This is a genomic window from Variovorax sp. P2_H12, from assembly GCF_056403395.1.
In genome coordinates this window covers 1-26,246 of sequence record NZ_JBFUFO010000044.1, presented here as the reverse complement: position 1 = coordinate 26,246, position 26,246 = coordinate 1, and the positions used below count along the sequence as shown (strand labels likewise).

General features: G+C 64.1%; 26 protein-coding genes and 1 pseudogene. 8 read left to right on the top strand and 19 right to left on the bottom strand.

Going from position 1 to position 26,246, the window contains the following annotated elements; genetic code table 11:
* Position 1: 1 nt before the first annotated feature.
* From add to AC1DYK_RS28880, 3 genes are all read left to right on the top strand, one after another.
* A complete protein-coding gene (add, locus tag AC1DYK_RS28890; RefSeq protein WP_478169425.1) occupies positions 2 to 1,087 on the top strand; it encodes an adenosine deaminase in 1,086 nt (361 codons plus the stop codon).
* A 41-nt stretch (positions 1,088 to 1,128) separates the two neighbouring features.
* Positions 1,129 to 2,136 (top strand): tripartite tricarboxylate transporter substrate-binding protein, encoded by a 1,008-nt coding sequence (locus tag AC1DYK_RS28885; RefSeq protein ID WP_478169424.1) that lies wholly within the window; start codon positions 1,129 to 1,131, stop codon positions 2,134 to 2,136.
* A gap of 402 nt (positions 2,137 to 2,538) precedes the next feature.
* Complete coding sequence (locus tag AC1DYK_RS28880; protein ID WP_478092229.1) at positions 2,539 to 3,333, top strand: SDR family oxidoreductase; 795 nt, start codon at positions 2,539 to 2,541, stop codon at positions 3,331 to 3,333.
* Positions 3,334 to 3,473: 140 nt separating this feature from the next.
* Here AC1DYK_RS28880 and AC1DYK_RS28875 read toward each other — a convergent pair whose 3' ends face one another.
* The 5 genes from AC1DYK_RS28875 to AC1DYK_RS28855 all read right to left on the bottom strand — a co-directional run bounded on the left by AC1DYK_RS28875 (position 3,474) and on the right by AC1DYK_RS28855 (position 7,311).
* Positions 3,474 to 3,962, bottom strand: coding sequence for a RidA family protein (locus tag AC1DYK_RS28875; RefSeq protein ID WP_478169423.1), 489 nt, complete (start codon positions 3,960 to 3,962; stop codon positions 3,474 to 3,476).
* 65 nt (positions 3,963 to 4,027) lie between these two features.
* Positions 4,028 to 5,023, bottom strand: a complete 996-nt coding sequence (locus tag AC1DYK_RS28870) for an ABC transporter substrate-binding protein (protein ID WP_478169422.1) — start codon at positions 5,021 to 5,023, stop codon at positions 4,028 to 4,030.
* A 46-nt stretch (positions 5,024 to 5,069) separates the two neighbouring features.
* The gene (locus AC1DYK_RS28865) at positions 5,070 to 5,813 is read right to left on the bottom strand and encodes an SDR family NAD(P)-dependent oxidoreductase (RefSeq protein ID WP_478169421.1); all 744 of its coding nucleotides are present in this window, start codon (positions 5,811 to 5,813) and stop codon (positions 5,070 to 5,072) included.
* On the bottom strand, positions 5,810 to 6,616 hold the full coding sequence (locus AC1DYK_RS28860) for a pirin family protein (RefSeq protein WP_478169420.1): 807 nt from the start codon (positions 6,614 to 6,616) through the stop codon (positions 5,810 to 5,812). Before AC1DYK_RS28860 ends, AC1DYK_RS28865 begins: the two co-directional genes overlap by 4 nt.
* A gap of 8 nt (positions 6,617 to 6,624) precedes the next feature.
* A complete protein-coding gene (locus tag AC1DYK_RS28855; RefSeq protein WP_478169419.1) occupies positions 6,625 to 7,311 on the bottom strand; it encodes an isochorismatase family protein in 687 nt (228 codons plus the stop codon).
* A gap of 110 nt (positions 7,312 to 7,421) precedes the next feature.
* On the opposite strand from AC1DYK_RS28855, the gene AC1DYK_RS28850 reads away from it, so the two are divergent.
* A complete protein-coding gene (locus AC1DYK_RS28850; protein ID WP_478169418.1) occupies positions 7,422 to 8,414 on the top strand; it encodes a LysR substrate-binding domain-containing protein in 993 nt (330 codons plus the stop codon).
* A 50-nt stretch (positions 8,415 to 8,464) separates the two neighbouring features.
* Here the strand turns inward: AC1DYK_RS28850 and AC1DYK_RS28845 are convergent, their stop codons facing one another.
* The 5 genes from AC1DYK_RS28845 to AC1DYK_RS28825 all read right to left on the bottom strand — a co-directional run bounded on the left by AC1DYK_RS28845 (position 8,465) and on the right by AC1DYK_RS28825 (position 13,621).
* Positions 8,465 to 10,141: a 3-(methylthio)propionyl-CoA ligase gene (locus tag AC1DYK_RS28845; protein WP_478169417.1), complete on the bottom strand. Its 1,677-nt coding sequence runs from the start codon at positions 10,139 to 10,141 to the stop codon at positions 8,465 to 8,467.
* Positions 10,138 to 10,494: a Rieske (2Fe-2S) protein gene (locus tag AC1DYK_RS28840; RefSeq protein ID WP_478169416.1), complete on the bottom strand. Its 357-nt coding sequence runs from the start codon at positions 10,492 to 10,494 to the stop codon at positions 10,138 to 10,140. Before AC1DYK_RS28840 ends, AC1DYK_RS28845 begins: the two co-directional genes overlap by 4 nt.
* A complete protein-coding gene (locus AC1DYK_RS28835) occupies positions 10,494 to 11,345 on the bottom strand; it encodes an SDR family NAD(P)-dependent oxidoreductase (protein WP_478169415.1) in 852 nt (283 codons plus the stop codon). The genes AC1DYK_RS28840 and AC1DYK_RS28835 overlap by 1 nt, the downstream gene beginning before the upstream one ends.
* 166 nt (positions 11,346 to 11,511) lie before the next feature.
* Positions 11,512 to 12,522, bottom strand: coding sequence for a Bug family tripartite tricarboxylate transporter substrate binding protein (locus tag AC1DYK_RS28830; RefSeq protein ID WP_478169414.1), 1,011 nt, complete (start codon positions 12,520 to 12,522; stop codon positions 11,512 to 11,514).
* Between the two features lie 43 nt (positions 12,523 to 12,565).
* The gene (locus tag AC1DYK_RS28825) at positions 12,566 to 13,621 is read right to left on the bottom strand and encodes a beta-keto acid cleavage family enzyme (protein ID WP_478169413.1); all 1,056 of its coding nucleotides are present in this window, start codon (positions 13,619 to 13,621) and stop codon (positions 12,566 to 12,568) included.
* A gap of 192 nt (positions 13,622 to 13,813) precedes the next feature.
* Between AC1DYK_RS28825 and AC1DYK_RS28820 the strand changes: the two genes are divergently transcribed.
* Both AC1DYK_RS28820 and AC1DYK_RS28815 read left to right on the top strand, forming a co-directional pair.
* The gene (locus AC1DYK_RS28820) at positions 13,814 to 14,842 is read left to right on the top strand and encodes an AraC family transcriptional regulator (protein ID WP_478169412.1); all 1,029 of its coding nucleotides are present in this window, start codon (positions 13,814 to 13,816) and stop codon (positions 14,840 to 14,842) included.
* Positions 14,843 to 15,240: 398 nt separating this feature from the next.
* Complete coding sequence (locus tag AC1DYK_RS28815; protein ID WP_478169448.1) at positions 15,241 to 15,321, top strand: DUF2200 family protein; 81 nt, start codon at positions 15,241 to 15,243, stop codon at positions 15,319 to 15,321.
* Between the two features lie 187 nt (positions 15,322 to 15,508).
* Here the strand turns inward: AC1DYK_RS28815 and AC1DYK_RS28810 are convergent, their stop codons facing one another.
* From AC1DYK_RS28810 to AC1DYK_RS28775, 8 genes are all read right to left on the bottom strand, one after another.
* Positions 15,509 to 16,306, bottom strand: a complete 798-nt coding sequence (locus tag AC1DYK_RS28810; RefSeq protein ID WP_478169411.1) for a DUF3047 domain-containing protein — start codon at positions 16,304 to 16,306, stop codon at positions 15,509 to 15,511.
* A gap of 295 nt (positions 16,307 to 16,601) precedes the next feature.
* Positions 16,602 to 17,297 carry a LysR family transcriptional regulator gene (locus tag AC1DYK_RS28805; RefSeq protein WP_478169410.1) on the bottom strand — a complete coding sequence of 232 codons (696 nt, stop codon included), beginning with the start codon at positions 17,295 to 17,297 and terminating at the stop codon, positions 16,602 to 16,604.
* A gap of 129 nt (positions 17,298 to 17,426) precedes the next feature.
* On the bottom strand, positions 17,427 to 18,692 hold the full coding sequence (locus tag AC1DYK_RS28800) for an MFS transporter (RefSeq protein ID WP_478169409.1): 1,266 nt from the start codon (positions 18,690 to 18,692) through the stop codon (positions 17,427 to 17,429).
* A gap of 136 nt (positions 18,693 to 18,828) precedes the next feature.
* Positions 18,829 to 20,457 (bottom strand): 3-(methylthio)propionyl-CoA ligase, encoded by a 1,629-nt coding sequence (locus AC1DYK_RS28795; protein WP_478169408.1) that lies wholly within the window; start codon positions 20,455 to 20,457, stop codon positions 18,829 to 18,831.
* A gap of 11 nt (positions 20,458 to 20,468) precedes the next feature.
* Positions 20,469 to 21,812, bottom strand: a complete 1,344-nt coding sequence (locus tag AC1DYK_RS28790; RefSeq protein WP_478169407.1) for an aconitase X — start codon at positions 21,810 to 21,812, stop codon at positions 20,469 to 20,471.
* Positions 21,813 to 21,851: 39 nt separating this feature from the next.
* A complete protein-coding gene (locus tag AC1DYK_RS28785) occupies positions 21,852 to 22,295 on the bottom strand; it encodes an aconitase X swivel domain-containing protein (RefSeq protein WP_478093178.1) in 444 nt (147 codons plus the stop codon).
* 26 nt (positions 22,296 to 22,321) lie between these two features.
* A complete protein-coding gene (locus AC1DYK_RS28780) occupies positions 22,322 to 23,158 on the bottom strand; it encodes an SDR family NAD(P)-dependent oxidoreductase (protein WP_478169406.1) in 837 nt (278 codons plus the stop codon).
* 15 nt (positions 23,159 to 23,173) lie between these two features.
* Complete coding sequence (locus AC1DYK_RS28775) at positions 23,174 to 24,229, bottom strand: beta-keto acid cleavage family enzyme (protein WP_478169405.1); 1,056 nt, start codon at positions 24,227 to 24,229, stop codon at positions 23,174 to 23,176.
* Between the two features lie 131 nt (positions 24,230 to 24,360).
* Here AC1DYK_RS28775 and AC1DYK_RS28770 point away from each other — a divergent pair, with 131 nt between their 5' ends.
* Together AC1DYK_RS28770 and AC1DYK_RS28765 are read left to right on the top strand one after the other, a co-directional pair.
* A complete protein-coding gene (locus tag AC1DYK_RS28770) occupies positions 24,361 to 25,356 on the top strand; it encodes an AraC family transcriptional regulator (protein ID WP_478169404.1) in 996 nt (331 codons plus the stop codon).
* Positions 25,357 to 25,536: 180 nt separating this feature from the next.
* Positions 25,537 to 25,941, top strand: coding sequence for a hypothetical protein (locus AC1DYK_RS28765; RefSeq protein WP_478169403.1), 405 nt, complete (start codon positions 25,537 to 25,539; stop codon positions 25,939 to 25,941).
* Between the two features lie 166 nt (positions 25,942 to 26,107).
* Here AC1DYK_RS28765 and AC1DYK_RS28760 read toward each other — a convergent pair.
* Positions 26,108 to 26,246 (bottom strand): annotated as a pseudogene (locus tag AC1DYK_RS28760) (IS5-like element ISCARN85 family transposase); the annotation flags it as partial.

The window sequence follows — 26,246 nt, the reverse complement described above, 5'->3', positions numbered from 1 at the left end:
CATGACGAGTGCCGCCATCGAATTGCCCACCACCGACCGCGCTGCCGTGCCCCGCGCACTTCTGGCGCGGCTGCCCAAGGTCGATCTGCATTGCCACCTGGCCGGCGCGGTGCGGCCGACCACGTTGGCCGAATTGGCGCGGCGGCACGGAGAGACGCTCCCGCGCCCCCTGGAAACGCTCTACACCTACAGCGGGTTCTACGACTTCATCGACGTGCTGCGTCTGGGCGGACGGGTGCTGCGCACGGCAGGCGACTTCGAGCGGGTGGCCTACGAGGCGATCGAGGATGCTGCCCGCAGCGGCGCGCGCCATGTAGAACTCTCCTTCAACCCCCAGTACTACCAGCCGACGGGTGTGCCCTACCGGGTGCAGGTGGAAGGCCTGGTGGCGGGCGTGCGCGCCGCGCGCCGCGATTGGGACTGCTCGGCCCTGCTGATCGCCGCGCTGGACCGCGGCCTGCCCATGGCGAGCGCCGAGCAGACCATGGACGACATCGTGCGCCTGCGGCACGAACTGGTGGTGGGCGTGGGTCTGGATGGCCCCGAGCGCGAGGGCAGTCCGGCCCAGATGGCGCCGCTGTTCCAACTCGCCGGTCGGGCCGGCTTGAAGCGCACCGCCCATGTGTGCGAGGACAACCAGACGCTGGAAGAGGCGCCGCCCTCCAACGTCGACGACTGCATCCACCTCATGGGCTGCGACCGACTGGACCACGGCTACAACCTGCTGGCCAGCGAAGAGGGCTTGCGCCGTGCGCGCGAACGGGGCGTGTACTTTTGTGTCTGCGGGGTCACCAGCGTCACCCGCAATCGCGAGAAGCGCTTGCGTTCGGTGCGCGCCATGGTGGACGCCGGGCTGCTGGCGACCCTCAATACCGACGACCCAGCCATGTTCCAAACCAGCCTCACGGACACCTACGCCCTGGTGCTCGATGGCTGCGAGTGGGGCTGGACCCAGGCCCGTGCCTTCAGCCTCGCCGGCGTCGACGCCTCCTGGCTGGACGACGATGCCAAGCGAATGCTGCGTCAGCGTTTCGAGCACGAGATCGCGGCGCTGGAGCGCGAGTTGCCGTCAGCAATCCGAGCCTGAATTCCTTCAACCCTTCCATCTTTTCGCAGGAGCTCCCGATCATGAAAGCCACCGCTTCCGTCCGCCGCACTCTGCTGGGCGCCCTCGCGCTAGCGGCCGTAGCGCCGCTGGCCACGGCGCCGGCCGCCGCCGCCGATGCGCCTTGGCCTGTCCAGCCCATCACGCTGCTCGTGCCCTACGCGGCGGGCGGCAACGTGGACGCCATGGCGCGCTGGGTTGCGCCCGAGATGTCAGCCAAGCTGGGCCAGCCGGTGCTGATCGAGAACCTGGCCGGCGCCGGCGGCGTCATCGGCACCGAGAAGGTGGTGCGCGCCAAGCCGGATGGCTACACGCTATTGCTGTCGGTGGAAAGCACCATCGTCATCGCCAAGATGGTCACGCCCTCCACGGTGCGCTACGACGGCCTGAAGGATCTGGCACCCGTCACGCTACTTGGCTCACAGCCCCTCGTGCTGGCCGCCAAGCCCGGTCTGGCCAGCCGCAGCGCCGCCGAACTCTACAAGGACATGAAGGGCAACCCGGGGAAGTACAGCTACGCAACCTCCGGCGTCGGCACCTCGCTGCACCTGGGCGGCGAGATGCTCAAGCAGGAGGGTGGGGTGGACATGGTGCATGTGCCCTATCGTGCGGCCCCGCAGATCGTGACTGACCTCGCCGGCAATCAACTCGACCTGGCGGTGCTGCCCATCTCGATGGTGATGCAGCAGGCCAAGGCGGGCAAGGTCCAGGTGCTGGGCGTGCTTGACGACAAGCCTTCGCCGGCGCTCCCTTCAGCACCTGTGCTGGGCGCCAGCGTGCCGACCTGGAAGGGCGCCCGCGTATCGGTGTGGCAAGGCGTGTTTGCACCCAAGGGGACGCCGCCCGAGATCATTGCCAAGGTCAACGCCGCCTTGCAAGAAGCACTGAAATTGCCGACCGTGCGCAAGAATTTCGAGGATGGCGGCGTCACTGCGGTGGGTTTGGGCCCGGCCCAGTTCGCCGACTTCATCACGGGCGAGCAGACCAAGTTCTCGGCCATCGTGACGAAGGGCCAGATCAAGGCCGAGTAGGTCCACGAGTACCGTCAGCGTTTGCGGCGAAGAGGTTTCCGCCGCATGGCTGAATGTCCGTTCTTGGCTGCCTGTTCATGGCTGCGAGTTTGTATGTGCGCTTCAACGCGAGCACACCTATCGCGAACAGAGTTTGTTTTGAGCGTGCCGCAAGCGTCGGCTTTCAGGCGAATTGAGCCTGGCAAGTGAACGTCGGATAGTGGCCGATTCCGGCGGTTGGACGCATTCTGCCTCTCCCACTGGCCGCGCGCGAGGCCGCCGCCACACGCCAGCCTCGCCGCCCTTCCCCCGCTTACCTCCCTTGCCTGGCGTCTTGCGAGTCAACCGGTGCCAGGCGAGGTCCGCGAGCGCAAAATGCGCAGCTTGCAACCCGCGGTGATCGCCGTGCCAAGGAGCGCGTCCATGAGCAATGACAGCCGATCCGTTCTTGTCACGGGCGCGAGCGGCGGTATCGGACGCGCCGTCTGCGCCCGGCTGGCGCAATCGGGGCGTGCGCTGGTGCTTGCGGCTCGCGATGAAGGCAGGCTGCTTGCGCTTTGCGATGAGCTGAGGTCGGTTCGCCCAGGCCGCTACGAAGCCATCCCAGTGGAGATGGGTGACGACGTCGCCGTCGCCGCCTTCGGTGAGCGGCTCGTCGACCAGGGTATCGTGCTCGATGGCGTTGTATTGATGCCGCCGCAGATGACTCCGACGAACGATTGCCTGCCGCCCAACGACACCTGGCGCACGCTGTTCCAGCGCAGCTTCATCGGCCCCTTGGGGCTTCTGAAGGCGGTTATCCCTGCGATGAAACCCGAGCCGGCCCAGGGCCAGCGCGTCAAGGTAGTGATCATCTCGGCCGTCACGTCGGTGCAAGCTCTCGGGAACTATGCGACGAGCAACGTCCTGCGCTGTGCCTGGCTGGCCGAGGCCAAGACGCTCGCGTTCGCCTTGGGCGAGCGTGGCATCCACATCAACACCTTGTCACTCGGCGGCACGCTGACGCCCGACTACACAGCCTCGGTGCAACGGCGCGCCGATCGGGCGGGCGTCAGCCTCGCTGAGCGCCTGGCAGACGAGACCTCGAACATTCCGCTGGCCAAATACGGCAGGCCGGAAGAAGTTGCCGTGGTCGTCGAGCAACTGCTCGGTGCATTCTCGGATCACATGACCGGCGCGAACTTGCTGCACGACGGCGGATTTACCCGCGCGTACTGAGGGCACTGAACTCGCGGACGGCTCCCAGCAGGGTCAGCCGAGGCGTTGCCATTTGTGGGGAAGCAGCTCGTCAATGCGGCTGTTCAGATGCGTCGTTTCCAACTTCTTGCTGTACGTGAAATCGAGACGGAATCAAGCCACTACTTGGCGGCTTCTGGCCGCTTGTCACCGACCACAGCGATTGCTTGGATCTCCACGAGCAGGCCCGGCTTGGCCAGATTGGCCACGGTGATCAGAGCACTTCCGGGATAGTTACCATCTCTCCAGATCTGCCTGCGTGACTCGACCACCTTGTCGCCGAGGCGCGAATCAGTGATGAAGACGGTAATGGTCACGATGTCCTTGAGCGTGCCCCCTTGTCTGTGGAGCACCTCGTCGATCTGCTCCCAGACACGCTTCAATTGCGCATCGAAATCCCATGCGATATCTTTGCCGATGGCATCTTTCAACGCAGAGGATCCGGCCAACCAGATGGTCTTCCCGCCTTCGGTAACGACTGCTGGCGAGAAGGCGCGCTCGGTCTGATACGCGTTCTTGGTCATGTGTTCCGCGGCCACGGCCGGAATGCTGCACAACACGCCGACGCTGCCCAGCAGGGCCGCAATCTTGACACTGTTGAAAGTCGTCATCTTTCGATTTCCTTGGTTAAAAAAAGTTGTCGTTCGTTTTTCATGCAAACCTCGATGCAGCCCGCCTAGAACGCCTGCCAATCGGCGCGCGCTTGTGCACGCTGCAAGTAGGTGAGGTCGATCAGCGGCTTGGCGCTGATGGGCATCGGCACGCTCGTGTGTTTGGCGCGGAGGCGCTGCACGGTGGCGAACTCTTCCGCGTCGATCTCAAGTGTCGGTATCAGTCCGAACGCGGGATCGCGCAGGTCTTCATAGACCTTGCGAGCATCTTCTGCGCGAAGCTCGGGAAAGTTCTCGAAGAGCAACGCGAGCACGGCCTCTCGGTTGTCGGCGTGCGCGAACCAGTTCAGTGCTTGCCGGTACGCCGTCAGAAATCCTTCGAGTTCCTCTGTATGTTCCTTGGCCCATTGGCTCCGAACCGCTCCGACGGTTCCCAGGTATTTCGGGAGGACAGACTGCGCACGTATCAACACGCGAAACCCCTTTTGCCCTGCCAGATACTCGAACGGCGAGCGCAGCAAGGTTGCATCAAACTTCCCGGCGACGAGCGCTCGATAGCGGCTCCCAGTGCCTCCGGCGGTCAGCCACTCGACCGAGTTGGTCTGCAGGCCCTCCGATGCCAGCAGTTCTTGCGCGACAAAGGAAAATCCAGTGGTCATCGCGTCCACTGCCACAGAGCGGCGCTCCAATCCGGCTACGGTTCGCACATCTGCGCGAGCGACGAGGGACAGCAAGCCATGGTCACCGCCCATGACCGCGACGAGGTCCGCGGCCAAACCGGAGGTTGTTTCGCCTTGTCCGTTGGCATACGCGATCACGTTGTCTACGCTCGTGAGCGCCAGCTGACCGGTGTTCGCCTGCAGCCGCTCGACGACCTCGACGGACCCCTTTGGATACTCGAGCTTGACGATGAGACCCTGACGTTCGAAATAGCCGTTCCGCTGTGCGATCCATACCGGCAGGTTGAAGGCCCCTTCAAATCCGAGCACCGTCAGAGCCTTCGAAGGCCGCTGGCTCTGCGCAATAGCAGAACTGTGCAACGTGACCATCAGCAGGCACACGCCCCAGGCCAGTCGAAGCGCGGGTCGAACGCATGCGTGGAACCTCCTACAGCGCATCGGTCAAGCCCCCGTCAGTCAGGATGGTGCGCCCCGTGATCCAACGCGAATCTTCCGAAGTCAGGAAGACGACGACGTCAGCAATATCTGCCGGCTCCCCAATGCGGCCTGCAGGCGTGGCCGCAATGACCGCCTGACGACGGGCTTCAGGGGTGGCAGCGGTCATGTCCGTGCTGGTCATGGATGGCGCCACGGCATTGACGGTGATCCCGCGTGCGCCAAGCTCCTTGGCAAAGGCGTTGGTCAAGACGGAAACGGCGGCTTTGCTTGCCGAATAGATCGCTGTCCCGGGACGTGGCGCGTAGATGAGGTTGCTGGAAACGTTGACGATGTGCCCGCCCGCAGCGGGAAAATGAGGTACAGCAACCTGGGTCATGTTCAGGACGCCGCCGATGTTGACGCTGAACACGCGACTGACGTGCTCGGCGTCGATGTCGCCAAAAGTGCGCGCTTCAAACACACCGGCGTTGTTGACCAGAATGTCGATATGGCCGAATCGGGCCACGATCGCCTCTATCACGCTCTGCGCCGCTGCTTGATCAGCCACATCTGCCGCGAATGCTGCGGCCGTACCGCCTGCAGCCGTGATGGCGTCGATGACCGAATGCGCCTGCGCGCGATTGCCGCGGTACACAATGGCAACGGCCGTGCCTTGCGCAGCGAGTTTCTTGGCAATCGCTGCACCGATTCCGCGTGAGCCGCCAGTCACAACGGCGACTTTGTTCGTGGTCATGATCTGCACTCCATTTGGTCAGGGGTTATGGACCTCGATGCCCCGTGAGAAATGACGGGCTCATTGATCCGCTCGGCTGCCAGCACGACGCAGTGCGCCCCTTCGCCAGTGCGCAGACCGACGATGCCGCCAGTGCCGTCGGCACTGGCACAGATGGCCTGATCGGTCTGCAGTTCGGTACTGCCGTCCACGACAACGCTCCCCTGGACCACATGCACCCATGCATTCCATTCGCCCGGCAAAGGCACTTCGATGGACGCGCCGGCTCTTGCAAGCTGCACATCGAGCATCAGGATGGGACAGGGCGCCCGGGTTGGGGAGGACCGACCTTGGAAATCTCCAGCAACGACGCGCACACGCGTACCCTCCTCTGTTTCGACGATAGGCATCCGGTCGCGGCCGATGTGGAACGAATCCGGCGGCAGATGCTTCAGGGATGCCGGCAGATTCACGAAAATCTGCAGCGCATGGATGTGCGCCGATGCCGCCGGAAGCTGGGTGTGGAGGATCCCGCGACCCGCCATCGTCCAATGCAGGTCACCTGCACCGAACGTCGCATTGTTGCCAATCGAGTCGCGGCTCACCATGGAACCCTTCGTGTCCTCGAAAACGAGCGTGACCGCAGATAACCCCGCGTGGGGGTGGACGTCGAAAGTGGGCTGCCACATATGAAAGTGATCGACCATCACGAAGGGTGACATCGCCGTGCCCCCGAACGCGTCGTGCCGGAACTGAGCGATGGTGCATCCGGCGCCTACCGGCTGCGCCGTCGCAGTCGCCACTTTTGAATACCGGGTACCCATGGCTGTCCTCACTGGTTCTTGGATTGCGGGGTGTTCTTCAACTGCCAGACCAGCGTCGCGAAGGGAATGTCCAGCGCGTTGTAAACGTCATGGGCCTTCGGGTCCGCGTTGTCCCCCAGCAGTTCGACCCCTGCGGTGGCGTAGTCCGTCACCGGCACTCCCGCGAGCGTGAGCCGCTGCAGGCCGCCCACCCGCTTGGCTTCATTGAACGTGCCAGAAGCATCGAGCACCACGCGCGCGTCGTAGCCAGCCGCCTTGGCGGACATGGCGGGGAACGCTGCGCAGACCTCCAGCGAGACGCCGGCAACCAGGATCTGCTTGCGGCCGGTCTTCTCGATGGCGGCCCGCACCTTCGGGTCGTCCCAGGCATTGATCACCGTACGGGTGATGACCGGCACCCCGGGCAGGGCCGCAGTCAGTTCGGGAATGATCGGGCCCCACAGGCCATCTGGCATGGTGGCCGTCAGCACGACCGGGATGCCCAGCGCCTTGGCGGCCTTGGCCAGTGCAGCAACGTTGTGTTTGAGGTCCGCCACGGGGATGTCGCGCACGCCGGTGTACAAGCCAAGCTGCTGATCGACCAGAAGCAGCACGGTGTTCTGGCGCGACAGCATTTCCAATTGTCTTGGCACAGGCTGGACCATGTCAGCTCCGGTGGTTTGACCGGGTTGTGCCGCCTTGGTGTCGGCCGCCATGGCACCGGTTCCAAGTGCCATGAGCAGTGCACTGACGGCCAATTGAACAACTGCCCTTTTAGAGAAAGACCTCGACATCGCCGACTCCATAAAGTTGAGAACTGAACTGTATGGATTCATTCATCGTTCGAGAAGCCAGAGAAAATCTGACGCATCGTTTTAGAAAATGGGATGATGTCGGGATGTTGAACCTGACAGATGTCTTCTATTTCGTGCAGGTGGTGAACCATGGCGGATTTACCGCTGCCGCGCGGGTGCTGCGCGCGTCAAAGTCGACATTGAGCCTGCGTGTTCAACAGCTCGAGACGGATCTCGGGGTCCAGTTGCTCAATCGAAGCTCCCGAAAACTTGGATTGACGAACGTGGGCGGCGAGTTCTACCGCCATGCGCAATCCTTGCTTCGGGCTGCCGAGGCCGCGGAGAATGTCGGCCGCCAGCGGCAGAGCGAACCGAGTGGGACGATCCGCATCACGTCGTCCGTGACGGTTGCGCAGTTTGCGTTGCGGGAAATCCTCCCCGCCTTCATGCGCATGTATCCGAAGGTCAGTATCGAGCAGCACGCCTCCGACGTCATGACGGACATTGTTGGAGAAGGGTACGACCTGGCCATTCGCGCACACGCCGACCCGCTGCCTGATTCGTCACTCGTGCAGCGTAGGCTGGCAGCGGTTCCCTGGTATCTGTTCGCCTCTGCGACGTATCTCCATGACAAGGGCGTTCCGCACCACCCCGATGATCTTGTGACCCACAGTGCCATCGCGCTCGGCCGGGGAACGACGAATAGCTGGTCTCTTCGATTCGAGGAGGAGCCCGCTTCCATAGTGCCAATTACCGCCCGCTTCGTGAGCAACGACATGGTTGCATTGAAGCAGGCCGCCTGTGCCGGCCTGGGCGTGGTCATGCTTCCCGGCTACGTGTGCCGAGAGGAAGAGGCAACGGGAAGGCTGGTCCGGGTGTTGCCGCATTGGCGCGCAGTCGACTCGCGTCTGACGGCCGTACTGCCCGCTCGGCAGGGTTGGCTGCCCTCGGTGCGAGCCTTCCTGGATTACCTGGTAGACGAACTGCCCCGCGCGGTCGAGTGCCCCTCACACGCGAGCGAATGAACCCAGCGACGAACCCCGGAGAGAGCCGGGGCCGCCCGCACATGGAGAGCTCATCCGACCAGGATTCTTCCTTTCCGACCGAGAGCGACCTTGACCATCAGGTGATCAGCGTACTGATCGCGCAGTTGGTTCTTGAGCATCTTTCCGGTTGCGCCGAGAGGGATGGCGTCCACGAAAACGACATCATCCGGCGTCCACCATTTGGCGACTTTGCCTTCGAAAAAAGCCAGTAGCTCCTCGCGCGTCACTTCGGCGCCTGCCTTTTTCACCGCCAGCAGCAGCGGGCGCTCGTCCCACTTCGCGTGCTTGGCCGCGATACAGGCGGCCATCGCGATCGCAGGGTGCGCGCCGGCGATGTTCTCGAGGTCAATGGAGCCGATCCATTCGCCGCCGCTCTTGATCACATCCTTGGCGCGATCGGTGATCTTCATGAAGCCGTCGGCGTCGATGGTGGCCACGTCTCCGGTGGGAAACCAGTCCTTGCCGTCCTTGCTGCGCAGCAGCGGGCTCTTCTCGCCCTTGAGGTACTGGTCCACCACCCAGTGGCCGCGCACCAGCAATTCGCCACTGGCGACCCCGTCCCAGGGCAACTCGTTGCCATTTTCTCCGACGATCTTCATGTCGACGCCGAACAGGCAGCGGCCCTGCTTGGCCTGGATGGCGCGACGCTGCTGCACCGGAAGCGCTTCCTGGTGATCCTTCAAGATGCCCACCGTGCCGATGGGGCTCAGCTCGGTCATGCCCCAGGCGTGAATGACCCTGACATCGCAGTCGTCCTCGAAGGTGTCCAACATCGCCGGCGGGCAGGCCGAACCGCCGATGATCGTGCGCTTCATGGTGTTGAACTTCAGGTCATTGTTCTGCACATGCGTCAGCAGGCTCTGCCAGACCGTCGGCACGCCTGCCGAGACGGTGACACCCTCGGCTTCAAACAGTTCATACAGGCTCTTGCCGTCCAGACCCGGTCCTGGAAACACCAGCTTGGCGCCGACCATGCAGGCGGAGTATGGCAAGCCCCAGGCGTTGACGTGGAACATCGGGACCACCGGCAGCACGGCGTCGCGCGAACTCAGGTTCAGCGAGTCGGGCAAGCTGGAGCCCAGGCTGTGCAACACGGTCGAGCGGTGCGAGTACAGAACGCCCTTGGGGTTGCCGGTGGTGCCGCTGGTGTAGCACAGGCTCGATGCCGTGCTCTCGTCGAATTCAGGCCACTCGAAGCCCTCGTCGGTTTGAGCATCGATCAGGTCTTCGTAGCAGATCAAGCCGGGGACCTTGCTCTCGGCCGGCATGTGGCTGCGATCGGCCATCAGCACGAAATGCTTGACGCTGGACAGGCGCGCGGCCACGGCCTCGACCAGCGGCAGGAAGGTCTTGTCGAAGCACAACACCTGCGCTTCGGCGTGGTCGGCAATCCAGACCACCTGGTCCGGGTGCAGGCGCGGGTTCATGGTGAGCAGCACGGCGCCCGAACCCGATACGGCGTAGTACTGCTCCAGGTGGCGGTATCCGTTCCAGGCGATAGTGCCCACGCGTTCACCGAACTTCACGCCCAGTGCGGCGAACGCCTTGGCCAAGCGACGGCTGCGAGAAGCCAGCTCGGTGTAGGTGCAGCGGTGAATATCGCCTTCGACGCGACGAGAGACGATCTGCTGCTCGCCGTGGTGGCGCTCGGCATGCGTCAGCAGCGATGAGATCAGCAGCGGTTGCTGCATCATCTGTCCGTTCATGAAGCTTCCTTTTCTACAGGTTTCGGATGGGGGGCTGGCAAATGCGCGTCCGAAGCCAGCATCACCATGCCGTCCGTGACATGCACGGCGTATTTCTTCGCCGCCAGCGTCGACAGGCCCGGCTGGCAGTTGTTTTCCAGATCGAACTTCAGTCCGTGCGCAGGGCAGGCGACGCGCCTGCCCTCCAGCTTGCCGTTGCTCAACGAGGCGCCGGCATGCGGGCAGCTGTCTTCGATGGCGTAGACCTCGTCGCCGATCCTGAACAGCGCCAGGTCGAGTCCGACTTTGCACACCCGTCGACCCCGCCCCTCGGGCAGGGCGCTCCATTCGATCAGAGGGATCAGCGCCTTCATCAGATCACGTAGCCACCGTTGGGGCTGATCACCTGGCCGACCAGGAAGTGCTCGTCAGAGGCCAGGTACACCGCGAGCGACGCATACTCTTGAGGCGTGCCGAGGCGGCCCATCGGAATCATCTGAAAAAGGCTGTTCTTCTGCTGCTCGGTGGCCGTGGCGAGGTAGGCCTCGAATGGCGGCGTCATCACGCCGCCGCAAGCGATGGCGTTGACGAAGATATTGGCCCCGGCAACGTCGTAGGCGGTCGTCTTGGTCAGGCTGATCACGCCGGCTTTCGCAGCCGAATAGCCGGGGCTATGCATGCTGCCCACGCCGAGGCCGGCGATCGAGGCGATGTTGATGATCTTGCCGGAGCGCTTGGGCTCCATCAGCCGCAGCGCGGCGCGCGTGCAGTAGAAAACGCCGTGCATGTTGACGTTCCACCACTTCAACCAGTCGTCGTCCGAGAGTGACGAGACGATGCCCAAGGTATCCCGCGCGATCGGTGTCGTCGCATAGGCGTAGTGCTTGTTGCGACGCTCGTGCTCGACCGGGGTGCTGGGCACCAGTGCCGCGTTGTTCACCAGGATATCGACCTTGCCGAAGTGCGCCTCGGCCTGCTCGAACATCGCGTCCACCGCAGTGCTGTCAGAGACGTCGCACTGCAGCGCCAGCGACTCGGTATCGCGCTGCGTCAGCCGCGTGCGGGTGATGTCCAGGGCCGCAGCGTTGATGTCGCACAGCACCAGCTTCGCGCCCTCTTCGGCCATGGCGAGCGCGATCGCACCGCCCAGTCCTGGGCCGGCGCCGGTGACCAGCGCCACCTTGCCAGCCAGGCGGCCAGCGCGGGATGAATTCGTGGTTTTCATGTCGTGTTTCTTTCCGTTTTTCATAAGCGTTAGCGCCACGGGTATCCCCGGCAAGTGCGACGAATGCTCTTGCCACGGGTTGACTGTCCATGGGCAGTCACAAGGTGTTTTGCGAAGTGCGCGCCGGCGTGCAGATCCATCGCGGGCGCGCCCCGCGGCCGACGCTTCAGCCGCCCAGATCTTCCGGCTTGATGCCCAGCGCGCGCAGCATGGTTTCCTGCTTTTCGTAGGCCGAGCGCAAGTCCTTGGCCAGGGCTTCCGGTGTCGCGCCGCTGCCCTGGTCGAAGCCGATTTCGAGCAACCGCGTCTTGTAGGCGGGTTGCGCCATCAGCTTGAGTACCGTGTTGCGCACCTTGGTCTGCACCTCGGCGGGCACCTCGGGCCGCGCCCACAGCAGCATGATCCCGGTGGCATCGATCATCGGGAAACCCTGCTCGGCGAAGGTGGGCACGTCGGGCAGTGCCGGGTTCCGCTTCGGGCCGCTGACTGCAAAAGCCTTCAGCTTGCCGGCCTTGATCAAGGGCATCGAGGTTGGCGGGGCGTCGAACATCAGCGCCACGTGGCCACCCATCACATCCTGCAGTGCTGGCGGCGAGCCCTTGTAAGGCACATGGGTCATGTCGATGCCCGCGGCCCTGTTCAACTCCAGGCCCATCGTCTGCGAGACCGTGCCGGTGCTGTACGACGCGTAGCTGACCTTGCCAGGGTTGGCTTTCACATAGGCAATGACCTGGGCGAGGTTTTTGGCCGGCAGCGACGGGTTGCCGACAAACACGAGGCCACCGCCGCCCAGGTCGACCAGCGGCTTGATATCCTTGAACGGGTCGTAGCGCACCTTGACCACGAGCGGGATCTCGGTGGCGGTCGCGATCGCGCCCAGGTACAGCGTGTGGCCATCGGCTGGCGAATGAACCATGTCGTTGACGCCGATCGAACCGGCGCCGCCGGGCTTGGCATCGACGATCACTGGCTGCCCCCATTCCTTTTGCATGCCTTCGGCAAGCACGCGCGCAAGGATGTCGGAAGTGCCTCCGGCGGGGGCGCCAACGACGATGCGCACGACCTTGGTGGGCCAGGCGGCCTGTGCCATCGCGGCGACTGGCGTCAACGCCAGGCCGAGCGCGGCGCCGAGGATAACCGCGACACGGCGACGGGTGGTGATGTGCTTGGGGTTCATGGGTGATCTCCTGAACGACGGGATGGCGGGGGGCGTGGCTGGCTCAGGCGACCCGACGCAGCGGCATGCCGCGCTCGCCGGTGCGACGGGTGGGGTCGTAGCCGAGATGGGCCAGCGTCTCGTCGGCAGACTGGTACTGGGTGCCGATCTGGTAGATCTGCCGGGCTTGTTTGCCGGTGGCCACTTCCCGGTACAGTTCGCGGGCAATGCGCTGGACCTGCTCGATTTGCTGCACGCTGGTCAGGCGCTCGCCCTTGCGGCCCCACAGGTTGTCCTCGATGCCGACCCGCACATGCAGGCCCAGCGCGATGGCCATGGTGTTGAGCGGCAGCACGTTGCGCATGATGCCCTCGATGGTCAGCACCGCACCGGGCGGCACGCGACGGACGAATTCCATCATGTTGAAGGGATTCGGGCCGTCCATGCCGCCACCGATCATCACGTGGTTCAGCACCAGCGGACCGGTGTAGATGCCGCGGCGAATCAGGCGTTCGACGCTCTCGAGCTGGCCTGCATCGCCGAGCATGAAGTGCGGCTGTATGCCCTTGGCCTGCAGGCGCCTCAGGTGCTCCTCGACGAAAGCCGGGCCGGACGGAATTGTCATCTCGGAATAGGCCGACTGGTACGCCGCCTGGGCCAACGAGGTGCCCGCAACGTCGTCGGCACTCATCAGCTCGAAGATGTTCATCTGGTTGGTGTTGATGGCGACCGTCACCTGGTCGGGCGCCGGGTCCAGTTCGGCCAGCATGTGGCGCGTGTCGTCGCTCAGCCACTTGGCGTCGGCACCGTCGCCTTCGGGCGCGAAGGAGATCGAGCCGCCGACCTGCAGAATCATCTCCGGCACCGCGTCGCGCAAGCGGGCCAGCAGTTCGTTGAACATCGACAGGCGCTTGCTGCCCTTGCCGTCGGCCTCGCGGCAATGCACGTGCAGCACGGTGGCGCCGGCGTTCCAGCAGTCCACCGCCTTTTGCACCTGTTCGGCCATCGTGACCGGGATGTCATTCGAATCACCAGGCAGGAATTCGGGCCCATAGGGCGCCACCTGGATCACCAGGGGTTGCTGGTTTTCGGGCAGCAGGGAGTCGTCGAGAAAGTTCATGAAAGTCTCCGGAATGCGTGGACGAGGGAAGTCAGGTGGTCTGGCGGGAGCCCATTTCATCTCCAGGATGCCCCTTTCGGGCTCAAGCTGCGGTGCCGCGACCATCGATCAGATTGTTGGACTTGAGCTCATTACTTGCTTAGCATTCGGGGACATGTATTTATCTATACGGGACATAAAGGGTAAGCACCTATGACCACCCTGGTTCGGGCTGCGTCCCTGACCCACTACGAGGATGTCGCCCGCCATGCGGGCCTGGATCCGTGGCGGATGCTGCAGGAAGCCGGCCTGCCACCCAGTTGCCTCAACACCCCCGACCTGAAGATTCCGGTGCAGGCATTGCGCCGTCTGCTGGAACAGTCGGCCGACCTGTCGCAACAGGAAGCCTTCGGCTTGCTAATGGCGGAAGGGCGGCGCATGTCCAACCTGGGATTGCTGGGCATGCTGCTGCGCGAGGAGCCGACCTTGCGCTGCGCCCTGCAGTCCTTGCATGGCTATGGCCGTATCCAGAACGCGGCGCTGCTGCAGCGCATCGATGAGTCCGAGGGCTTCGCCACCATCTACGAGGAGCTACTGCTGGATGGCTCAGGCCCGTGTCGCCAGGGCAGCGAACTGCTTGTAGCGGTCGTTTTGAAGACCATGCGCTTTTTTATCGGGTCCGAATGGAAGGCGCTTCGCATCTGCTTCATGCACCCAGCGCCGGCCGATGCTTCTGTGCACCGTCGCGTGCTGGGGCAGATGCCCGAATTCGGTTGCGACTTCAACGGCATCGTCTGCACCAGCAAGGACCTGGACATGCCCATCGCGTCGGCCGACCCTGTCGTGGCCAGTTACATCCGGCAGAAGATCCGGGACATCAGCCAGACCTCGATGACGCTGACGCAGGAAGTTCAGCAAATGGTGCTGGTGCTGATGCCGCGCGGGCGCTGCACCGTGGACCAGGTCGCTCGTTTGATCGGGACCACGCGCCGCACGCTGCACCGCCAACTGGCGAGCGAAGGCCAGGTGTTCAGTGACTTGGTGCAGTCCTTGCGGCGCGAGCTGGCATCGCGCTACGTTGGCGACCCGCAGCGCAGCCTGACCGATATCACCCAGCTGCTGGGTTTCGCCAACCTGAGCTCCTTCTCCCGGTGGCACAAGACCAGCTTCGGATCCAGCGCCGGAGCGCGCAGGAAGGGAGTGTCGCCGCGGAGCCAGCCCGGCCGCGCGAGGGTGCCATGAGCACGGTGCCCTCTTCTTCGTTGCAGGAACTGCAGGCATCCGCAAAGGCGGACGAATTGATCAAGCTGAACAATTTGCGGGATGAGTTCTTTGAGTAGCTTTGTTGCTTGTTGCAGCTGCCTTGGCGGCTGCCGGCATCTGGCTTGCACGCGAGGTGTCGATAGACAGGTGCTTGGACCGTAGAGGTGCGTGGGACTACGAGCAATCACATTGCGTCGTGGCAGCACGGTAGGCGAAGGCAGAATTCTGTGCCACTAGCGGACACTCCACAGTTCGCGGCGGAGTTGGGCGACGGAAATCCAAGGCGAAAGCATGTCAATCGACACGGTCGCGCTTGCGGCAGGCCATGACCTGCCACAAGGGCCGCCGGTCATCTTCACGTTGGCGAAGAACCGCTCATGCAAAAGATACGCCATCTAGACAAGCTGATTGATGAACTCGCAAAAGGAACGGCGATGGAAAATATTCTGCGGCGATAGAACGTGAATGTCCGCTCCGGGCCACCGAAGCTCCAATGACCGCAACAGGCTACAGTCGGCCAGGACCTGGACAGGGTCGTGGCCGGAAGCATTTCCGCCACCGAAAACCAGCCCGGGCCCGATCTTTGCCGATGCAATGACCCTGCCCATCGGGAATATGGCGATGATTTCGATCGATGAAGGGCCGCTATTGCGCGGGTTTTACAGCGGGTGCGCCGCGCAGGTCGATGTCGGAAAAATAGGAGATCCCGCGAGACTTCGTGTTGTCCGCGTCGGCTTGGATCGCGACCCCCACCACGTCCGGCAATGTATCCCCGGCCTCAGCGCCGAAGGCTCGCTTGTAATCGGGCAGCAGGTTGCGGCGCTCGGTCAGCCAGCCGCCGGCCTTGTCAGTCGCGCCTGATTCAATGACGTCCATGCGTATGCGCTTGGTGAAGGCGTTGTCGAATTCGCTGTCCTTGCTTTCCTTGGCGTCCCAGACGTAGCAAAGGGTTTGGGTGGGCACCGATTCGCCGGTCGTGGTGCTCCCCACTGCGAGCTTGGTGCGCTCGCCCAACGACAGTCGGTTGGCCGGGAAGTCGAAGTAGACACAGAGCTTGGCCGCGCCGTCGTCGCCGCTCTTGGTGTGCAGATCGGCGCCGGTCACGAATTGCTCGACCTTCCAGCGCCAGGCCAGCGTGGCCTCGTCATTGAGCTGAACCCGCGTGGGATGGACCAGGTTGCCGTAGGACTGGTCGGCATCGACCTTCAGCACCTTCTGGCCATCGAGCTGCGTGATCTCGAACTTCGTCGGCGCCTTGTTGGGCAAGGTCGCGAAGCGCCACGGCGCGGGCGCCTGCGGACCCGGAGCGGTCGAGAACGGCGTCAACAGGCCCTCGGCGCGCGCGGTTGGGGCGACCATGCAGATCAGCGCGGCCGCAACAGGCAACACCGCAAAGGCGAGCGAACGCCGTCCGTGCCCAAACCGGAGCCTCGTGTCGTTCATGGCTGGCCTCTAAAGCTGGTGGGTGGGAGTTGGGCGCTTTGCGCCCGCCGACACGTAGTGTGATCCGGGCGCGCGACAAGATAAATACCCCTTCGGCGAACGTAGAAGCATGGATACGCACCAAGCGGACGCAGGGTTGAGCCGCCACGGAGAAGCATTTCCGCCGCCAGAGATCGAGCCCGGTCCCGGAGGTTTCCTTGCACGCACGGTTCCCCCCCCACCGAAGCCGCCCCGCTCTCGCGCCGGTGCGCCGCCGCCCTCTTCCGCCTGCGGACACCCCGCAGCGCCGCCGTGGTCAGCGGCGGAATCTCGGGGTCTCGCACGCGCGCTTCGAGAAAGTCCAGCAGCGCCCGCAGCGCGGCACTGTTGTGACGGCGCTGCGAATAGGCGGCGTACAGCCAGAGGTCGCGTGGCATGAACTCAGGACGTCGTGCCGGCGCAGGTCGTCGGGCTGCTTCGGCATGCCGCGGCGGACCCAGTAGTCGGGCGTCGCGCACAGGGTGAGGTCCATCAATCGCAGGCGCCGCACGATCAGGTTCTCGTCTGGGATGCGGTCCAGTCGCAGGGCGATGTCCACCCCTTCCTCGACCAGGTCGATCACGCGATTGCTTACGTGCAGGCTCACGTGCACGTCCGGATAGATGACCATGAATTCGCCGATCCATCCCGCAAAGCTGCTCTGGCCGAGCCCGTGCGGCGCCGTGACCCGCAGCCGGCCTCGCGGGTGTCCCGCATGTCCCTGCAGTTCCGACTGGGTCAGCTCGATCATCTCGAGCAGCGGCTTGCTGCGCTCGAGCAGCAGGTGGCCCGCGTCGGTCAGGCTGACTGAGCGCGTCGAGCGATTGAGCAGCCGTACGCCGAAGCGGGTTTCAAGCAGCGCCACGTACTTGCTGGCGTTGGCCTTGGACATCCCGAGCGAGTGGGCGGCACGGGAGAAGCTGCCGCGCAGGGCGACTTCGCGAAAGGTCTTAAGCAGGTCCTGGCCGTCCATGGCGCTCCATTGATTCTGTTTCTCTTGTGTGCTTGGGTGGGCTGCTCAGTGGGACGGTTTCGCCTAGACGCCGAAGGCTGCCGCGGACCGTGGTGCGCGAAGCGCCCGCCGACAACGTGCTGGACCGCGTCAAGCTGCAAGTTGTGGTTCAGGCAGACTTGTGTCATCGACAAGCGGGCTTGCGGCCCGCTCGACATCGCGCTCGTAGGTACGGGAACCGATCACCAGCAGCCAGGCGGCAGCGATCCCGAACACCGGTGTCACGGCCAATGCCGTCTGCAGCCCGAAGGCGTCGGACAGTACGCCCCCAATGAGCGGTCCCATGGCCATGCCGAACAGGTTCTGGAGCAACCCGAGGATCGAAGCGCCAGTGGCGCGAAAGCCGGGGTGAACGACGTTCATGACAATGGCAGCAGAAGGACCGGCGGTACAGGTGGCAAAGAAGCCGCCAAGGGCAAACAACGCGAACTGCACCTGGTTGGAGAGCGGCACGCCCAGCAACGGCAGCGCGAACGCGGCGCCAAGGATGGCTGTCGAGATCAGGCACAACACGCCCATCGAAAACACCCGGCCGCGCGGGTATCGCCTTCCGGCCATGTCACACACAACGCCCCAGACCACGCTGCCCAGCGCACCGCACAGCACGACAAGCGCGGCGTGCACTCCTGCCTGTGCAGGTGCGATCCCATGCACACGATTCAGGAAACTCGGCAACCAGGCCCACATCGACGACAACACGATGAGTTGCACAGCGCTCCCGATGCCGACCCACAGCAGCGTCGGCGACCGCTTCAGTGCCTCGAAGGCCGCGCGGAACACGCCGACAGCCGAGCGCGTGGCTCCCTGGGCATGCGTGCCGACGTCGACCGTGTGGTAGTCGCGCACCTTGATGTAGGCCAGACTCAGCAGGAGGCCAGGAATGCCGACCACGCCGAACGCCGCCTGCCAACCCCAGCGCGCCGCGATGACGCCACCGAGCGCGACGCCCAGCACGGAGCCCACGGACGCGGCCGCCATGAAGCTGCCCATCAGCGCGCTGCGCATCCGGTCGGGGAAGTGGGTCGCAATCAGTGCGGCGCCCACCGCACCGTAGCCGGCCTCTCCGACGCCGACCACGGCGCGCGCCGCCAACAGGGCGCTGTAGTTGCGCGTGAACATGCAAGAGATCGAAGCGATGCTCCACACCGTGGCCATCGTCACGATGCTCTTGACGCGGCTCACGCGGTCGGCAACGAGCGACACTGGAAGCGCGCAGGCGGCGAGGACGATCGAGAGGGCCGAAACCAGGGCGCCGAGTTGCTTGTCCGAGAGGCCCCAATCCGCCTTCATGTACGGGAACAGCGAGACGATGACCTGGCGATCGATGTAGTCGAAGAGCATCAGGCCGATGGTCATCGCAAAGGCGAACCACGCCTGGCGCGGCCCGAACAGGTAGCCGTCATTCGGCTTTGAGCTGGTAGTTGGGATATTCACTTTGTCTCCTTCGTTATAGATATGCGGCGCCCGAGAGCGTGGTGTGGACCTTCCGAACTCAGGCTGTCGGCAGCAGGTAGTCGCGGAAGCTCTCGCGCAGCCGGTTCTTCAGCATCTTCCCGGTGGCGCCCAGCGGAATGCTGTCGACGAATGCCACGTCGTCCGGCGTCCACCACTTGGCGATCCTGCCGTCGAAGAAGGCGAGAAGTTCGTCGCGCGTCACCTCGGCGCCCGGCTTCCTCGCCACCACCAGCAGCGGGCGCTCGTCCCACTTCGGGTGCTTGACGCCGATGCACGCGGCCATCGCCACTGCCGGGTGGGCCATCGCAATGTTTTCGAGGTCGATCGATCCGATCCACTCGCCGCCGGACTTGATGACGTCCTTGCTGCGGTCGGTGATCTGCATGAACCCGTCGGCATCGATCGTCGCGACGTCGCCCGTCGGGAACCACCCCTCGACCAGGGGATCACCGCCTTCGCCCTTGAAGTAGGCGGCAATGACCCAGGGACCGCGCACCATGAGTTCGCCCGAAGTCTGGCCATCGCGCGGGAGTTCGCCGCCGTGCTCGTCCACGATCTTCATGTCGATGCCGTACAGAGAGCGCCCCTGCTTCGCCTGCAGCGCCCGGCGCTGCGCCGCGTCAAGGCCCGCATGCTTGCCCTTGAGTTTTCCCAGCGCACCCATCGGGCTCAGCTCGGTCATGCCCCAGGCATGGATCACCTGGACGCCGTACTTGTCCTCGAAGGCATCCATCATGGCCGGCGGGCAGGTCGAGCCGCCGATCACGGTGCGCTTCATGGTGCTGAACTTCAGGTTGTTGGCTTCGACATGCGTCAGCAAGCCCTGCCACACGGTCGGCACGCCTGCCGACATGGTCACGCCTTCGGTCTCGAACAGCTCGTGCAGCGACTTGCCATCCATCCATGGGCCGGGGAACACGAGCTTGGCGCCGACCATGCACGCCACATAGGGCAGGCCCCAGGCGTTGACGTGGAACATCGGAACGACCGGCAGGATCGTGTCGCGCGAAGAGCAGTCGAGCGAATCCGGCAATGCACTGGCGTAGGTGTGCAACACCGTGGATCGGTGGCTGTACAGCGCGCCCTTGGGGTTGCCGGTGGTGCCCGACGTGTAGCACAGCGACGAGGCCGTGTTTTCGTCGAACACCGGCCACTTGAATTCCGGGGAATGCGCGTCGATCAGGTCCTCATAGCACAACAGGTTCGGGATCATCGACGCCACCGGCATGAAGTCCCGGCTGGTCATGGCAACGAATGTCTTGATGGTTTTCACGCGCGAGGCGATCGCCTCGACCAGAGGCAGGAAGGTCAGGTCGAAGAACAGCACCTGGTCTTCGGCATGGTCGGCGATCCACACGACCTGGTCCGGATGCAACCGAGGATTGAGCGTGTGCAGCACGGCGCCGGAACCCGACACCGCGTAGTACAGCTCCATGTGGCGGTAGCCGTTCCATGCGAGCGTTGCGACGCGATCGCCGAAGCGGATGCCGTTCGCGGCCAGCGCGTTGGCCATGCGGCGCGCTCGCTGGGCGAGGTCGCCGTAGGTCTGGCGATGCAGGTCGCCTTCGACGCGGCGCGAGACGATTTCCTGTTCGCCGTGGTGACGCTCCGCATGATTGAGGAGCGTCGAGATCAGCAGCGGCTGCTGCATCATGTTTGCGTTCATGGTGGCTCCTCTTACCAGCGGGTGGACACGAACCGGCCGGTCACGGCCGCGTCGATGAGATCGGGAACCGCACCGAAGTGCCAGCCCTGTCCGAAGCCGCCGCCGAGCTTGACGTACTTGAAGCTGTTCGTCGCGATGTTGAGGTCGTGACTCCAGGTGCGCACCGGGTTCATGCCCATGCACGTGGAGTGATAGATCTTTCCGCCGGCGTCCTCGATGATCTTGGCCTCGCCGTTGTCTCTGGCCATGTGGTAGGACGGAGTGTCGGTCTGCACCCACATGTGCACGTTCGAGCTCACCTTGCGGCCCTTGATCAGGCCGGCGATCTGGCGAATCTCGTGGTACGTCAGGTGCGGGCAGCCGAAAACGACGATGTCCACCTTGTCGCTCTTGGCCGAGTCGAGTTTGCGGTAGTACTCCCGCACGTCGTCCAGCGTCACGATGTGCCTCTCGACGTTCGCCGGGACCTTGCCGCCGAACGCGGCTTCCAGCGTCCGCGACTCGGGCAGGGCTGAGCCGATGATGTGCAGCATCGGGTCGTTCATTCCCGCGGAGACGCAACCCGACAGGCACTTGCCGGCCGTCGGGCTCAGCAGCGGCGGCATGTTGACGACAGCCGGGATGCGGTTGCCACCCTTTTCGGCAATGACGGCGCCCAGGGCCGCCCAGTCCGCCGGGTCGGTCATCTTCTCCTTGACCTCGTCGGTGAGCTCGACGATCACCTTCGCGAGCCGGTTTTCATCGAGCAGCATGCCGTATTTGGGCAGGTAGCCGGTATAGCCGGCATACACGGTGTTGACCGTGCTCTCGCGGTTGCTGCGCGCACCGACGAAGGTGTTCAGATAGGCGGCGACGCTGGACTCGGAGGAGGCGCAGAACTCGCCGTACCTCGGCGTGCGGGTGGTGAGGTGCGAATTGCACGACTGCGACATGATCCAGCCGTGCTCCTTCAGCGCATCATGGCCGCGCACATAGCCGTCATAGATGTCCTTGGGAAGCTTGTAGCTGCCGTCGCCCCACGAGAAATTCCACGGGTAGCCGGGTTCCTCGTACTTGTCGATCTGGACGAGATACGGGTCGTTCAGGCAGATCGTCTTGCTCTCGTCGGCGACGCGGGCATCCTTGATCTCGATGAATTTGTCGTACAGCGGGCTGTGACCCATGTCGAAGGTCGAGAGGTCGGGATGAGACCGGTCCTTCATCTCTATCGGACAGACGTTGAGGACGAAGGACAGCGGCACCATCTCCTCGGCGCCGACAGCCTTGCCGAAGTCCACCAGCTTTTCCAGCGCGAAGCGCCGTGCCTCGCCAAACTTTCCATCCAGCATTTCCTGCTGGTTTCGATCGAGCTTCATATATTCCTCGTGCATTTCAAACGGGGGTTGGACAAGGCATCAGGCCGATGCTTTGCGCGTGATCGTGACGGTGGCTTCCTTGCCGACTTCGTCGGCGCGGATCTCCACCCAGTCACCTGTGCGGATCTCCTGGAGGGGGTCGCCGTCGAGGCAGTCCACCGCGGGGATCTCGCCGGCGATGGCGCCGGCGATGTCGATGTCGTGCACGTTGCGACAGACGATGCCGGTCGGGCCGACCTTGGACACCTGGCACTTGTAGTACAGGCCCACCGAGCCGAGCGTCGTGCCGGACACGGTCGGGTACACCATGATCCTGCCCTTCACGCACTGGCCGTTCAGCGGGTTCTCGTACGCACCGATGATTCCGCCGTCGTTGGTGACCGTGTTGTAGCCCCACCCGAATCGCATTTCACTGACGAGAGCCTCACCGCTGGCCCGCCCCTTGGAGCGGGCAATGCCCTTCATTACTTTCACGTGTTCCATGTCTGTCTCCATGTTTTGTTGGTTGCTCAGATCAACATGCCGCCGTTCGGCGAAATGACCTGCCCGGCCAGGTAATGCTCGCCCGCCAGGTGAACGACCGTGGCGGCGTACTCTTCGGGGGTGCCCATCCGTCCGGAGGGCACGAGCTGCAAGAAGCGATTGCGGCCTTCCTCGCCCATCTTCTGCAGGACCGCTTCGACCTCCTGCGTGTGGACAAGGCCCGGTGCCATCACATTCACGTAGATGTTGCTGCCGGCGACCTCCGCGGCGACTGACTTGGAAAAGGCAATCACCGCCCCCTTCGTCGCGCTGTAATGGGGGCTGTGGGCGGACAGGCCCGACATGCCGGACAGCGATGCGACGTTGATGATGCGTCCGTACTTCTGCGGCTCCATCAGCTTGAGCGCTTCGCGCGTGCAGTAGAAGGTGCCGTGCACGTTGACGCCCCACCAGCGGTGCCATTCCTCATCGGTGATGTTGCTGGTGAACTCCAGTGACTGCCTCGGCAGGGGCGTCGTGAGGTATGTGTAGTGGCGATTGCGCCGCGCATCGTCGGCCTGCCGGTTAGGCGTCAGCGCCGCGTTGTTCACCAGGATGTGCACGGTGCCGAAGCGTTCGGCCGCCTGGGCGAACATGCGCTGTACCGCGGCGCTGTCCGAGACATCGCAACGCACGGTCAGGCATTCCGAGCCGGCCTCCTCGACCGCGGCGCGCGCCTGCTCCAGACTTGCTTCATTGATGTCGCAGACGACGAGATTGGCGCCGGCTTCGGCCAGGGAGCGCGCCAAGGCGCGGCCGAGGCCCGGGCCTGCGCCCGTGACGAGCGCGACGCGCCCTTCGAGAGGTCTTGTGGATTTCACCATGACGTGCTCCCTGTCTCAGGCCACGCGGCGAAGCGGGGCGCCCCGTTCGCCGGACTGACGGTTCGGCGCGTAGCCGATCTTCGCCAGGGTTTCGTCGACGGTCTTGTATTGCTCGCCGATCTTGTAGATCTCCTTGGCCTGCCCGCCGGTAGCCACTTCGCGATGCATTTCGCGCGAAAGCCGCACCATCTGCTCGACCTGCTGCACGGAGGTCATGCGTTCACCCTTGCGGCCCCAGAGGTTGTCTTCGATACCCACGCGCACGTGCAGGCCCATGGCGATCGCCATTGCATTCAAGGGCAGCACGCTGCGCATGATGCTTTCGATGGTCAGGACTGCGCCATCAGGGACTCGGCGGATGAACTCCATCATGTTGTAGGGGTTCGGACCGTCCATGCCGCCGCCGATCGCCGCCCAGTTCATGGTCAGGGGGCCGGTGTAGATGCCGCGCCGGATCAGTCGCTCGACCGACTCGAGCTGCCCCACGTCGCCGAGCATGAAGAGCGGCTGGATGCCGTTGGCCTGCAGCCGGCGCAGGTGTTCCTCGACGAAGCCGGGTCCCGAGGGAATGGTCATCTCGCGGTAGGCCTGCTGATAGGCCGGGTTCGCAAGGGACGTGTTCGCCACATCGTCCGCGGTCAACAGCTCGCAGATGTTCATCTGGTTGGTGTTGATCGCGATCGTCACCTGGTCGGGCTTGGGCGTGAGCTCCGCGAGCATGTGGCGCGTGTCGTCGCTCAGCCATTGGGCCGCCTCGCTGTCGGTCTCGGGCGCAAACGAAATCGAGCCGCCAACCTGCAGGATCATGTCAGGAACTGCATCGCGCAGGCGGGCGAGCAGCTCGTTGAACATCGAAAGGCGCTTGGAGCCCTTGCCGTCGGCCTCGCGGACATGGACGTGCAGGAGCGTGGCGCCCGCGTTGTAGCAGTCGACCGCCTTTTGAACCTGCTCGTCCATCGACACCGGGATGTCGCTGGAGTCGGCGGGAATCCACTCCGGGCCGTAAGGCGCGACCTGGATGACGAGGGGTTGCTGGTTTTCGGGGAGGAGTGAGTCGTCGAGGAATTGCATGGTTGTCTCCGTAGGGAATCGTTGAGTGACGGTGTTGAGTATGGTTTTTCCGGATGCCAGGCGATTGACCCGAGGGGACATTTGGATGACCATTCGGGACATCCAAAACAGTCCCTCACGGCCCCGGAGAAATGCACTCCACCATTCGCAGCGCGACCCTGAGCGGGTACACCGAACTGGCGCGCTCGGTCGGCCTCGATCCCAACCGCCTCATGCGCAAGTGCGGCCTGGATCCTTCGTGTCTTTCGGATCCGGACGCGCGCATCGATGCGGCAGCGGTGGCAAGGCTGCTCGAAACCTCAGCCGCGGAAAGCGGGGTCGAAGACTTCGGGTTGCGGCTTTCCACGGCCCGGCGCCTGTCGAACCTGGGTCCGTTCAGCCTGGTGGTGCGAGAAGAAACCACGGCACGGCGCGCCCTCGAAACGCTCGGCCGCTATTTGCAGTTGCACAGCGAACTGCTCTCCATCCGCATCGAGGATGCGGGCAAGCTCGTGATCCTTCGAGTGGACATCGTGCGGGGGGCGCGGATGCCTCTGCGGCAGGCGATCGAACTCTTCGTGGGCTATCTGTTTCGCATCTTGCAAGAGTTGCTGGGTCCGTCGTGGATGCCGCGGCGTGTTCTCTTCACGCACTCCGCGCCTGCGAGCCTGACCCGGCATGTCGCCATGTTCGGGCGCATCGTCGACTTCGACGCCGAGTTCAACGGCATTGCCTGCGGGGCGGAGGACCTGGCCGGGCAGCTTCCGTCCGCAGATCCGGTCATGGCGCGCTATGCACGCCAATATCTGGATGCAATGATCTCGCGGCCGGACATGACGCTCGCGGACAAGGTCCGCTGGCTGGTGCGCGATTTGCTGCCGCTGGGCCGCTGCAGCGTCGACAAGGTGGCGCAGCATCTTGGTGTCGACCGCCGGACGGTGCACCGCCATCTTGCGCGCAGCGGAGAAACGTTTTCGTCGCTCGTGGATGACGTGCGAGCCGACCTTGCCGAAAGCTACCTCGAAGGCAACAAGGGCCGCCCTACCGATGTCGCGGATCTGCTCGGGTTCTCGGCACTCAGCGCCTTCTCGCGATGGCACAAGCGCCACTTCGGCTTCACCCTGACGGAAAGGCGCAGCGGCAAATAGCCTCGGGCAGTCGGCCCGCTGGCGACATATGCCCCGCTCCGACGCGCCAATCCCATGACGCGACGTAAGCTGCTGGAGCACATCAACAGCGGGTACTAAAAAAGCGCATGCTTGGTGCAGAGGATCCGCCAGAGCCGAAGGCAGGCCATGTTGAGGCAGCGATCCCCGAGGAGTGATGAAATGAAGATGCTTGTTTTGACAGTTGCGATGGCCATCGGCCAAATGCTGGCCCTGAGCGCACAGGCGCAGGCCGTGGGCGCCGACGACAAGGCGGCCGCACGCGCCGAGCGGAAGAAGGAAGGCGCGAAAGCGTCGCAAGGCCCGCAGATGGGCGAAGGTACCCCGATCCCGGAAGCGAAGCCGAAGGCCTCGGCCGACGAACGCGCCGCCGCGCGCGCGCCTCGCAAGGCCGCCGGGGCAGAAGCCGCCCGGGGGCCGCAAATGGGCGAAGCCGAGCCGCCGCGCGTGACCGCGCCAAAGGTGTCGAGCACCGATCGTTCGGCGGCGCGCAAGACCCGCAAATCGGAAGCCGCTGCGGCCAGCAAGGCTGGCGAAATCAAGTCGAAGGGCGAAACGAGCTACTGAACGGGCGCGGTGGCCTGATGGCTGGCCCGAAGTGGCTGCGCCTCGTCCTGCCGACCCCGCCCTCGCCAGCTGAGGAGATACGTCAGCGCGTGCGCGCGGCGCCGAGGCCCGCGGAGATGCTGCGGTGCAACCGCTGCGCTTAGCACGAACTGCGAACTAGGGCCTGTTAACACAAACGAAGCCCATCGGCGATCAGCGCGAAGCTGATGAAGCCGAGGAACATCACATCGAGTTTCTCGAAGCGAGAGAAGATGCGCCGGAAGCCCTTGAGGCGTCGGAACAGTCGCTCAACCTCGTTGCGCCGC